This is a genomic window from Algoriphagus antarcticus, from assembly GCF_002150685.1.
Taxonomy (GTDB): Bacteria; Bacteroidota; Bacteroidia; order Cytophagales; family Cyclobacteriaceae; genus Algoriphagus; species Algoriphagus antarcticus.
This window is the reverse complement of sequence record NZ_MSSW01000088.1, coordinates 23547-34937: the sequence shown is the minus strand read 5'-3', so window position 1 is coordinate 34937 and position 11391 is coordinate 23547. Positions and strand designations below refer to the sequence as shown.

Here is an 11391-nt window from a genome sequence, read left to right as displayed (position 1 = left end):
GCTGATGTGGTTAGCTCCGTCGCTTTCGCCCCAGATGGAATGTCCATCCTTACCGGAAGCTACGACAATACAGCCATACTCTGGGATCTCAATGGAAAGCCAATCCAAAAATTTAAAGGGCATACTGATCCGGTTACCTCCGTCGCTTTCGCCCCCGATGGAATGTCCATCCTTTCCGGAAGCTGGGACAATACAGCCATACTCTGGGATCTCAATGGAAAGCCAATCCAAAAATTTAAAGGGCATACTTATTTTGTTACCTCCGTCGCTTTCGCCCCCGATGGAATGTCCATCCTTACCGGAAGCGGGGACATGACCGCCATCCTTTCTAAAACGCCGCTTGGGATTTTTGACTGGTTGCAAAGCCCAGATAATCCTCTGAGGCAGCTTACTGAGAAGGAAAAGGTGTTGTATGGGATAATTGAGGAGGAGAATTAATAAAGAAACTGATCATAGTCTACCTCGGTCTTATGTTTAGAAAACAAAACCTATAAGTAAAATGGTCTGTGAGACACAGACCATGGTAAATGGAAATCTCCCCAATAACATCACTAAATTACTCTCAAAATAGGCCTTCCTAACCCATCTTAAAATGAAGTCATTCCACTTAATCCTAATTTCTATTATTCTTTTTGTATTTCAATCTAATGAGGGCAAATCTGATTATTTGAATGAGCTGAAACTCGAACTTCAGCAAAAATGGCCTGGTAACAGAACGATCAACTTGGTTTTTCATGGGCACTCTGTACCCGCTGGTTATTTCAAAACCCCTGTGGTGAATACCCTTGAATCCTATCCATACTTAGTATTGCAGGAGCTAAAAGCCCAGTATCCATTCGCTGTGATTAATGTCATCAATACCTCGATCGGCGGCGAGGACTCTAAAAGCGGTGCCCAGCGATTCGAATCAGGTGTCCTAATTCACAAACCCGATGTGCTCTTTATTGACTATGCCCTAAACGACAGAAGAAACGGGATTGACAGTGCAAAAGTCGCCTGGGAATCTATGATCAAAATAGCCTTGGAAGCGGATATTAAAATCATCCTTTTAACACCCTCTCCTGATCAGAAAGTTAATTTAAAAGAAGATGATACCATTTTAGATCAGCATTCAAATCAGATTCGCGGGTTATCAGAAAAATACGAGATCGGCCTCGTTGACAGTTATGCTCTGTTTAAAAAGGAAATATACTCTGGAATCGATCTTCCTACATTAATGTCTCAAGGAAACCATCCCAATGAAAAAGGGCATGCGTTGATAACACAAGGAATTTTAGAGTATTTTAAGTAGTATTTAATAGGTTATGTATATGTTCCGAGCCTACGGCTCTCAAGTTCTTTTGATTTCCACTTATCCACGGACTAAAGTCCATGGTTACGCTATTGACCGAGCCTACGGCTCTTCTCCATGTTCATTTTTACTCTTTTCCCAAAGATAATCCTTAAGGTAACTCTCAGGACGGAGTTACATAATCTAATCTAAGGTTCTTTTCTACGCTTTACGTTCTCTTTGACATAAAGCCGTAGGCTTGGTTCATTTTGTAAGGCTGGACTTCAGTCCAGTCTAAAATGCTATCCTCATTAGTGGAGTGCCATAGGCACGAGCCATCTTTTTATATCTAAAAGTTTATATATCCCGAGCCTACGGCTCTCAAGTTCTTTTGATTTCCACTTATCCATGGACTAAAGTCCATGGTTACACTATTGACCGAGCCTACGGCTCTTATCCATACTGTTTAATACTCTCTACCCACCACTGCCACGGACTAAATACTGTAGCTACCAAACCAAATCGATCCTATTGCTATTTCTTAGGAATAGCTCTGATTCTAGCAAAATACCGTAGGCTTATTTCGATTTGTAACAACAAGAGGTCTTAATTCCTTTCAGCATAAAGCCGTAGGCTTGGTTCATTTTGTAAGGCTGGACTTCAGTCCAGTCTAAAATGCTATCCTTAATAGTGGAGTGCCATAGGCACGAGCCATCTTTTTATATCTAAAAGTTTATATATCCCGAGCCTACGGCTCTCAAGTTCTTTTGATTTCCACTCATCCACGGACTAAAGTCCATGGTTACACTATTGACCGAGCCTACGGCTCTTCTCCATACTGTTTAATACTCTCTACCACGTCTGCCACGGACTAAATACCGTAGCTACCAAATCAAATAGAGCCTATGGCTTTTTCTTAGGAATAGCTCTGATTCTAGCAAAATACCGTAGGCTTATTTCGATTTGTAACAACAAGAGGTCATAATTCCTTTCAGCAAAAAGCCGTAGGCTTGGTTCATTTTGTAAGGCTGGACTTCAGTCCAGTTTAAAAATGCTATCCTTATTAGTTCTTTTCTACGCTTTACTTTCTCTTTGACATAAAGCCGTAGGCTTGGTTCATTTTGTAGCAAGGGATTTAAATCCCTTGCTAGTGATGCGACTATCCCCAAAAGAGTGCCATAGGCACGGCACATATCTTTAAAACCTGAACACCTAAATTAGATCCTGAAAAACATACCTTTCATCATACTCGATTTTAAAATGTTTAAGTAGCTCAAGATACTCTTCCCTGAAGGTTTGTTTCTTGTGATGCTCCTCCTGATTTTCTATGTATTTATATACACTTTCAATCTGAGATTGGCTGTAAGAAAAAACTCCATATCCAAGCTGCCACTCAAAATGATCGCTTGTCAAGTGATGATCGTTGATATATTTCGATGACTTTGCCTTGACTGTTTTCATTAATTCAGAGACAGAGACTACTGGTTTTAATCCTAAGAAACAATGTACATGATCTTCCACGCCATTTACAATAATAGTCTTGCACCCTGTCTCATTGATTAGATGGCCTAAAACTCCTTGTAACTTTGTCCGCCATGATTTGTGCAATACCGCGTTCCTGTATTTCACAGCGAATATTGCTTGCAGATAGATTTGATGATAGGTATTTGCCATTGTTTATAAAGTTTAAATGTTCCAAGCCTACGGCTTTCTCTTGATATCCATTACTTTCAGCAACGGACTAAAGTCCGCAGCTACAAAATCTAATCGAGCCTAAAGCTCTTGTACAGTCCCAACATTATCTTAAAACAATCCACGGATTAGAATCCATGGTTACTATATTTATCGAGCGTATCCCTCCCACTTTTTCTCGGATCATTTTTGCAATTGACTATTAATTTGATAAAATCCGTAGGCTTGGTCCCATTTTTTAACAATATCCCGAGCCTACGGCTCTCAAGTTAATTTTGATTTACACTTATCCACGGACTAAAGTCCATGGTTACACTATTGACCGAGCCTACGGCTCTTCTCCATGTTCATTTTTACTCTTTTCCCAAAGATAATCCTTAAGGTAACTCTCAGGACGGAGTTACATAATCTAATCTAAGGTTCTTTTCTACGCTTTACGTTCTCTTTGACATAAAGCCGTAGGCTTTGTTCATTCTGTAAGGCTGGACTTCAGTCCAGTCTAAAATGCTATCCTCATTAGTGGAGTGCCATAGGCACGAGCCATCTTTTTATATCTAAAAGTTTATATATCCCGAGCCTACGGCTCTCAAGTTCTTTTGATTTCCACTCATCCACGGACTAAAGTCCATGGTTACACTATTGACCGAGCCTACGGCTCTTCTCCATGTTCATTTTTACTCTTTTCCCAAAGATAATCCTTAAGGTAACTCTCAGGACGGAGTTACATAATCTAATCTAAGGATCTTTCCTACGCTTTACTTTCTCTATGACATAAAGCTGTAGGCTTTGTTCATTCTGTAAGGCTGGACTTCAGTCCAGTCTAAAATACTATCCTCATTAGTGGAGTGCCATAGGCACGAGCCATCTTTTTATATCTAAAAGTTTATATATCCCGAGCCTACGGCTCTCAAGTTCATTTTGATTTCCACTTATCCACGGACTAAAGTCCATGGTTACACTATTGACCGAGCCTACGGCTCTTATCTAAGATCATCATTATCGACCCCAGATAAAAGTCAAAATTTCAGGAATTTTCGAGCCTATTGTACCATTCTTTGCTCACTTTGACTTTAGCAAAACGCCATAGGCTTGCCTACCGGAGGCAGGCTTGGTTCATTTTGTAACAAGAGGTCTTAATTCCTTTCAGCATAAAGCCGTAGGTTTGGTTCATTTTGTAAGGCTGGACTTCAGTCCAGTTTAAAAATGCTATCCTTATTAATGGAATGCCTTAGGCACGGTGCATAATGGTAAATCCAAACTTGTACCTAATATAACTACAGCAAGTGCTTTAATAAGGAACAAACATATAGTAATTTACCCTGCGCAACTCCTAAAAATATGAAAGCACATCATCTCCCGCTCCTATCCCTTGGCTTATTCATTTTGGGTTGTTCCAGTCCAAAAAAAATTGCTGCAAAAGCCTCAAATGATATCTCCTCAAAGGAGAACTTCCACCTCTACTTACTCATGGGGCAATCCAATATGGCCGGTAGAGGCAAAGTGGAATCGTTGGATACGCTTACCCATCCACGCGTATTCATGCTGGACAAGGCCATGAATTGGGTTGCTGCCAAAGACCCCATGCATTTTGATAAATCAACCGCTGGAGCTGGCTTAGGTATAACTTTTGGAAAGGCGATGGCTAACGAAAACGCGAATATCAAAATCGGACTGATTCCCACGGCAGTTGGTGGAAGTTCTATTAATTACTGGTTTGCAGACTCTCTTTTCCAACAAACAAATACCTATCCGTACGATGAAATGATCCGGAGAACCAAAAAAGCTATGGAAGCAGGTACTTTAAAAGGGATTTTATGGCATCAGGGAGAATCCGACTCGAATACTGAAAATGAGGTAAATCAGTATACCGAAAAATTCGAAGCCATGCTGGATTCTCTTAAATCAGATTTACTAATAGAATCTGTTCCAGTGGTCATGGGAGAAATCGGATACTTTTTCTACCCTAAAGGTAAATATGCTAAAGAGCTCAATGGCGTAATCAGTCAAATCGCAAATAAGAGCGATTGCATAGGGTTGGTCACTGCTGAAGGGTTAAAGCATAAAGGAGACAGCACTCATTTTGATTCTGATTCATACCACTCGCTGGGAGTAAGATACGCAGCCAAAATGCAAGAGATTCAGTCCGGCTGTGCCAGCATTTTCAAAAACTATTAGTGATAATCAGAGACTTATTTAGCAAAAAATGATCCAGTCGAAGATTAACATACGAAGTGTAGGTTCACCCAGAATCTGGTTAGTCTTTATCACTTTGCTCTATTTTTCATTCAGCGCGCAGGCTCAAAAGCACCGCGTCATTATCTCTACAGATATCGGCGGAAGTGACCCAGATGATTATCAGTCCTTAGTTCATTTAATGCTTTATGCAGACACCTTGGATATGGTCGGACTGGTTTCCTCCCCTCCTTTTCAAGGTAGAAAAGAGCATATTCTGGAGGTGATTAATGCTTATGAAAAGGATTATCCGAAATTAAAGCTCGTTTCTTCAGATTATCCAACCGCCGATTACCTCCGATCTATTACAGCTCAAGGGGCGATAGATACGCAGAACTCCATCCAGCCCCAAGGTGAAATCAGCGAAGGGGCTCAACTGATTATCAAGGAATCCAAAAAGGATGATAATCGCCCGCTTTACGTGCTGGTCTGGGGCTCGATCACTGATATTGCGCAAGCTTTAAAGTCCGCTCCAGAAATAAAATCCAACCTCAGAGTTTACTCCATTGGATCATGGAATACTGTTCAGGACACAAGTGCTCGAAATTATGTTTTTGATGAACATCCAGACTTATGGTTTATAGAATCCAATACTACTTTCAGAGGCATGTACATGGGAGGATTTCAGGAGAAGGACTATGGAAACCTGAGTTTTATAAGTTCTCATGTGAAAGATTTCGGAGCACTTGGAGAGTTATTCTTCCAAAAGAAACCTGACATCAAAATGGGAGATACTCCATCGTTACTCTACCTTCTAGATGGAGATCCTGCAGATCCAGAGTCAGAGAGTTGGGGCGGACGATATGCAAGAACTGATCACGGCCCAAACTACTGGACAGATATGCAAGACCCTGCATTAGCAGAAAAAGATAGACCAGGAGCCAAAACGGTAAGTAAATGGCGGGTAAATTTTTTGGATGATTGGAAGCTTAGGATGAGCTACTTGAAATAGTATCGATTATCATTTCTAAAGCATACCATGGTAATCCCGTTTGGTATCAATCATCCAATCCCTTCCCACTGAGAATTTGAGGGATAGATTTCTCAACTCTTGCCTCGCGGGTTTTAGCTTGCTTAGCTGCACCAAAGTGTAAAAGATAGCCTCGTTGTCTTCCAGGTGTCAAGGCTTCAAAAGCACTTTTCAACTCAGCGTTTTCATCCAATTTTATCTGAAACTCCTCCGGAATAGCGTACTCCTTGGTCTTTTTCAATTCCACTGTCAATCCAGCTTTTTTTACTTCAATAGCCTCATAAATATAGGCTTTCAAGATTGGAACTAATTCTTTGATTTCATGAAAATTGGTAAACCGAATCTGCCGAGCAGCCTGCACATTTTCTGTTTGCTGGATCAGAATACCTTCTCCATCATTGAGCAATGCACCTTTGTGAAACAATAGCGCACAGTATTCCTTGAACCCATGGATTAATACAACATTATCACCTTGAAATGTATAGCAAGGGACACCCCATTTCAGTTCTTCTGTCAGTCCACAGTCAAGAACCAGCGTTCTCAATTGCTTGTATTCCTTCTGCCACTGCGAGTCTTTATTGAAAAAGAAGTCAACTTTTGGATTCATTTTTTTATAGGTTTATTAACCACGGGGCCACGGAGTTTTAAGCAGAGAGCACACTGGTGTAGTTAACATAAATTATTCAGATGTCAAAGGTTTGAAATAATTGAAAGTATGGGTGTGTGAGACTTGCCTAACGGCACATACAGGCACGACCGGCGGTATAATTGGTATTCGCGCAACAAAAAAGACGGTCTATAAGTAACTATAAAATCTGCGAACTTCTGCGCACCTTTTCAGCACCAATCTGCTGGAAATCTAGAGCACGTGCGGGAAGTTAAAGATCTACAACCCCAACATTGGAAGTTGCTTCACTTGATGATAGGTTAACGCTGCTCTGATACAGTTCTTCAATTCAGCTTCTGGAATTTCTTCAACCAATTTAAAAACAATCGCTCGGTTGCCTTCATAGTTGAATACCTCATCGTAAGCTAACTTAAAGCTAGATACCAATTTACTGGTACACTTGAAATAAATGGCGTATTGATCAGGGCTTTTTGCCTTCCAGTCCATTCGTATCGTACTTCCTTTTTTGGCAAGAAAACTTGGTTCGCCCCATTTGAGTGTTTCCTCTAAAGATAATAGACCTATTTCCGCGGCCACTTCCAAAACCAACCTGCGAAGGTTCATCATCTTATCCCTCACAGAATCTGGGTACTTTGAAAAAACTGATTCGACTTCAGGACTTGTTTTCAATTCCATATTCCAAACATTAAATATCTCATATTTTTGCCTAAATGAAAAAGCCAAGAAAGATCATCAGCTTTTCCCTTTTGTCATCCCAATACCCATTTCTTTGTCCACAGAGCGGAACCCAAAATCATCAAAAGACACAGACCACAGTCGGAATCTTAAAATAGACTAAAAAGTTTTTGCTCCAGCTTCAGCTACTTCGTGATCATTTTCTACAGTGCTTCCACTTACTCCAATTGCACCGATAATTTCGCCTGACTTATTTTTGATAGGAATACCTCCTGGAAATGTAATTAATCCCCCATTTGAGTGCTCAATGTTGTATAATGAACCTCCTGGCTGAGAAAGGCTACCCACAATCCCCGTATTCATATCGAAAAAACGGGCAGTTTTTGCCTTTTTAATTGAGATGTCCAAGGAACCAAGCCAAGCTCCGTCCATTCGCGCAAAAGCGACTAGATTTGCACCTGCATCCACGATTGCTATGTTCATTTTTGCATCAATATTTGAAGCCTTTTCCTTTGCTGCTGCTATTGCTTGCTCTGCTTGTTCTAAGGTAATACTCATATAATTCTATTTTTGTAGTTTAAAATATACCCCTTAATATAACCCAAAATAACTAAGCCACTATTCTGGAACTATCTCAAGAAATTTGATAAGCTTGATAAATTATAGAAATGTCTATTGTCTCAATAATTATAAATTCTGTATGTACGCTTTTCTGCCATTAAGCGAATTCTCTTTGGTCAACGGGTTGGAAGATCGAAGACCGAAGACCGGAGTAAACCTGAATTCAATGTGTATTTGGAATTCCGATCATATAAATTTTATACTGGCGAGATTCCGTATACTCATATTATAAATTAAGCTAATACTGAAAAAATAGACTCATCACATCGCTACTTAAGGTCTACCCCAGCCTTTCTAAAAATATCTTGGATATCCTCTGCTATCGCGACTTTTCTTAATGCGGGTACATTTGATCCGCCAGGATTTCCTAAAGGCACTTTTCCAACAAAAGATTTCAACCCACCAACTAACAAACGTGGGACTTGACCTATGATTTCCTTGGTGTTTTTGATCCTAATTCCAAACTGAAGCATTTTCCAATGCACGAAACTATGGGCAGCAGGATATCGCTGTCCAATGATATGCGCACGCTCCAAATGGCGCCAAGCTTGTAGCAAATCACCCGATTGATAGTTACTACGGTATTGGGTTAGTTCTTCATGGTAAAATGGCTGAAGAGAACTAGGCATAGTGGTGTAAAATCTCATTAGCTTATTATTTAAGTTCAAAATATCTATTCTGTATATACGCTATTCTGCCAGTAAGCGAATTCTATTTGGTCAATCGGTTGGAATACCGAAGTAAACCAGAATTCAATGTGTCTTTGGATTTTCGATCCTATAAATTTTCTACTGGCACGATTCCGTATAATCACAATATCTATTTAATACTATTGACTCACTACTCAAAAATATCCCTAATTCTGACGATTCGAAATCTTTTTACGATTACCGGTATGACTCCTCACTGATCTGATGGATCACTGGATTAGTCTGATTGAAATGAATGAAGATTACCTTGGACTTATCTGCTGCACTTAAGCCGTTAAGCTTCTCCATACTTTACAAAATAAAAGAATATGATTAGCCGCTATCTTGCACATACCCAAATTAAGTACGTTGTTCACATCAAAAAATCCCCCTACCCCCTTTGAAAAAGGGGGATTAGCCGAAATTGAACCTCTAGCATTAATTCCAAGACAATACAGGCAACTTTGCGAACAGTCATATAAAAAATGCAGAATCTCGGCCATATCGCAATTATTTAATTCCTTCTGCTATAAAATGTCGCATCCACAAAAGCATAATCTACATTCTCAATCTTTTTGAGGATATCTTTTCCCCGCTTTTCACATTTGTCAATAGCAGGAATGAAAACAGCGAAATCATAATTGGTAACTTCGGGATACTGAGAAAGGTGAATTAATTGATTTAATCTAATATGTACTGCGTGATTATTTTCTATTTCAATTGCAGATGCTCAAGCGAAAACCCGAGGAGTTCCTTATCTGCTACGAACTGAAAACCCAATTTTAAATAAAGCTTCTTTGCTTCTGGATTTGTTTTATCGACAAGCAAACCAAGCGCTGCTCCGTTCTTAAGAACGATCTCATCAATAAGAAAGCTAAGCAATTTTGAGCCTACGCCTTTACCTTGTTGATTTGTAGCAACGCCAATAGAATCTATGTAAAACTCACCAGCCTGTGTTTCATCTTCCACTTTGAGAGTTGCATCAAAATGCTGATGAACGTAATCCAAAACAGGCTGTCTCAATTCTTCCAATTTTGCTCCATCATAAACAAGAACCGCGGCGACAATCTCCCCTTCTTCGACTGCAACATAGCAATTCTGAAAAGAATATTGGTTGTCTTCACTGCGTACATAGCGGAGCAAAAAGTCCTTGGCTTTTCTGTAATGCTCCTCACCGATGAATTTGTATATCACATCTCCTGAAGCAAGCATCAAAAGTGCAGCAATCTCCTCAGAATCTTCCAGTATTGCTCTTCGGATGATCAATTTGACTTTGATAAAGTATTTAACATATAGAGTTTTGGAAATTATGGTGATTAATGAGTTATAGCCTAAATTTCAACTATTGATTGAAAAAGCAGTCATTAGATAAATTTTTTCATTTGGATTTTCAGTACGCCATTTATTCCAATCCACATGCTTCTTATAAAAAAAGTCAGCTGATCCTCGATTATCATAGTCCTTTTTTAGTTATTTTTTGAAGTTACTTCTTATGACACAGCGCCCTTTAAAGTCTTCCGGGAATAATCAAAAATTCAATAAACTAAATTTTTCTTTGTTTGGGCTGTCTGCCTATTCTAAGTAGTTTTTTTTCGACTTGGTTTACCCATATAAATAAACCTGCTCTACCTTACAAAATCCCCAATGGGGTATAATAGGATAATTCGATCGAGTATATAATCCTCAAAGGATGCAGCAGAACAGCTTACTCTAAAAAAGGGCTTGTAATTTTACACGTCACAAGCCCTGGTATTGTTGAACTCCTAAAGTAAAAGTGTCATGCCTATTGTCACCTTGGAACACGCCTAAAAAACGAATTGGATTCAGACCTATTTGACATATGCCTCAAATAAGTAAATTAAATGGCCATTTTTCTAAGCAGCTTTCGCGTTTGGTTCCATAGTTTTGTAGAGGTTTTTGAATAAATCGAGCCAATGCATTCGATCCTGAATGCCATTATTACCTCCATTGATTCTCTTGGTAACCATATGGACATCATCCTTATCTGCGAATTCATTGATGTTGCGTTTTTTCCAAAACCAGCAGGCAGAAGTGAGCGCTAGTTCCGGATCAAGAATTAAATCAGGGTTATTGACGCAATCCACACCATGCTCCTTTGCGAAGCTTTGATAGTTATCCTTTCCGGTTAGTTGTATCAAACCACGACCTCTGTATTTCCATCCATCCCCGCTTTCTTCATTGCCATTGCCCATTCTGTCAGCGTATACCCGATTAGCTATTTTCTCAGGTTTCCTTGCATACTGTTCTGCGATTTCATTGGTTTTAAAATATTTTCCAAAAACACTGCGCAATCCTTGAGCTGAATAATTTAAATTTTCTTCAGAGTACTTAAGACCTCCACTTTCATGTGCCAATTGGGAGAGAAAGTGTGCTTTGCGCAAAGGCGTGTCAATTCCAAATTTTGGTAAAACGTTTGGAATAAATGGGAGGTAAAATTGGGCTTTGTCCCAGTTCAACTTGGGAAAAATAGTTTTCATTTGTTCGTTGGATACCATGGTTTTTGCTTTTTAGAGTTAGTACTAATCAGTTAAATTTAATGAAAATTGTTCATCAGAATCAAATTATTTTATAGTAATTTATAAACTGAAAAAAT

The 11391-nt window shown here is 39.4% G+C and carries 11 protein-coding genes; 4 read left to right on the top strand and 7 right to left on the bottom strand.

What is annotated here, in order from left to right; translation table 11 throughout:
- Positions 1 to 438 (top strand): WD40 repeat domain-containing protein (locus BVH04_RS22675; RefSeq protein ID WP_394335243.1); only part of this gene is annotated, 438 nt, incomplete at its 5' end.
- Between the two features lie 154 nt (positions 439 to 592).
- A complete protein-coding gene (locus tag BVH04_RS22670; RefSeq protein WP_086543746.1) occupies positions 593 to 1291 on the top strand; it encodes an SGNH/GDSL hydrolase family protein in 699 nt (232 codons plus the stop codon).
- 1191 nt (positions 1292 to 2482) lie between these two features.
- Here BVH04_RS22670 and tnpA read toward each other — a convergent pair.
- Positions 2483 to 2944, bottom strand: a complete 462-nt coding sequence (gene tnpA / locus BVH04_RS22660; protein ID WP_086543744.1) for an IS200/IS605 family transposase — start codon at positions 2942 to 2944, stop codon at positions 2483 to 2485.
- 1356 nt (positions 2945 to 4300) lie between these two features.
- Between tnpA and BVH04_RS22655 the strand changes: the two genes are divergently transcribed.
- Both BVH04_RS22655 and BVH04_RS22650 read left to right on the top strand, forming a co-directional pair.
- Positions 4301 to 5137 carry a sialate O-acetylesterase gene (locus tag BVH04_RS22655; protein WP_086543743.1) on the top strand — a complete coding sequence of 279 codons (837 nt, stop codon included), beginning with the start codon at positions 4301 to 4303 and terminating at the stop codon, positions 5135 to 5137.
- Between the two features lie 28 nt (positions 5138 to 5165).
- Positions 5166 to 6146: a DUF1593 domain-containing protein gene (locus tag BVH04_RS22650; protein ID WP_086543742.1), complete on the top strand. Its 981-nt coding sequence runs from the start codon at positions 5166 to 5168 to the stop codon at positions 6144 to 6146.
- 46 nt (positions 6147 to 6192) lie between these two features.
- Here the strand turns inward: BVH04_RS22650 and BVH04_RS22645 are convergent, their stop codons facing one another.
- The 6 genes from BVH04_RS22645 to BVH04_RS22620 form a co-directional block, all read right to left on the bottom strand.
- Positions 6193 to 6771, bottom strand: coding sequence for a YdeI/OmpD-associated family protein (locus tag BVH04_RS22645; RefSeq protein WP_086543741.1), 579 nt, complete (start codon positions 6769 to 6771; stop codon positions 6193 to 6195).
- A gap of 279 nt (positions 6772 to 7050) precedes the next feature.
- Positions 7051 to 7467, bottom strand: a complete 417-nt coding sequence (locus BVH04_RS22640; RefSeq protein ID WP_086543740.1) for a DUF1801 domain-containing protein — start codon at positions 7465 to 7467, stop codon at positions 7051 to 7053.
- Positions 7468 to 7626: 159 nt separating this feature from the next.
- On the bottom strand, positions 7627 to 8025 hold the full coding sequence (locus BVH04_RS22635) for a GlcG/HbpS family heme-binding protein (protein ID WP_086543739.1): 399 nt from the start codon (positions 8023 to 8025) through the stop codon (positions 7627 to 7629).
- Positions 8026 to 8357: 332 nt separating this feature from the next.
- A complete protein-coding gene (locus tag BVH04_RS22630) occupies positions 8358 to 8735 on the bottom strand; it encodes a DUF3703 domain-containing protein (RefSeq protein ID WP_086543738.1) in 378 nt (125 codons plus the stop codon).
- 753 nt (positions 8736 to 9488) lie between these two features.
- The gene (locus tag BVH04_RS22625) at positions 9489 to 10043 is read right to left on the bottom strand and encodes a GNAT family N-acetyltransferase (RefSeq protein ID WP_086543737.1); all 555 of its coding nucleotides are present in this window, start codon (positions 10041 to 10043) and stop codon (positions 9489 to 9491) included.
- A 608-nt stretch (positions 10044 to 10651) separates the two neighbouring features.
- Positions 10652 to 11275, bottom strand: a complete 624-nt coding sequence (locus BVH04_RS22620) for a glycoside hydrolase family 19 protein (protein WP_205635911.1) — start codon at positions 11273 to 11275, stop codon at positions 10652 to 10654.
- Positions 11276 to 11391: the final 116 nt, after the last annotated feature.

Coding starts and splice junctions, on each gene's coding strand:
- BVH04_RS22670 (WP_086543746.1), top strand. CDS start 593: ATGAAGTCATTCCACTTAATCCTAATTTCTATTATTCTTTTTGTATTT.
- BVH04_RS22620 (WP_205635911.1), bottom strand. CDS start 11,275: ATGAAAACTATTTTTCCCAAGTTGAACTGGGACAAAGCCCAATTTTAC.
- BVH04_RS22650 (WP_086543742.1), top strand. CDS start 5,166: ATGATCCAGTCGAAGATTAACATACGAAGTGTAGGTTCACCCAGAATC.
- BVH04_RS22640 (WP_086543740.1), bottom strand. CDS start 7,467: ATGGAATTGAAAACAAGTCCTGAAGTCGAATCAGTTTTTTCAAAGTAC.
- BVH04_RS22630 (WP_086543738.1), bottom strand. CDS start 8,735: ATGAGATTTTACACCACTATGCCTAGTTCTCTTCAGCCATTTTACCAT.
- BVH04_RS22655 (WP_086543743.1), top strand. CDS start 4,301: ATGAAAGCACATCATCTCCCGCTCCTATCCCTTGGCTTATTCATTTTG.
- BVH04_RS22645 (WP_086543741.1), bottom strand. CDS start 6,771: ATGAATCCAAAAGTTGACTTCTTTTTCAATAAAGACTCGCAGTGGCAG.
- BVH04_RS22635 (WP_086543739.1), bottom strand. CDS start 8,025: ATGAGTATTACCTTAGAACAAGCAGAGCAAGCAATAGCAGCAGCAAAG.
- tnpA (WP_086543744.1), bottom strand. CDS start 2,944: ATGGCAAATACCTATCATCAAATCTATCTGCAAGCAATATTCGCTGTG.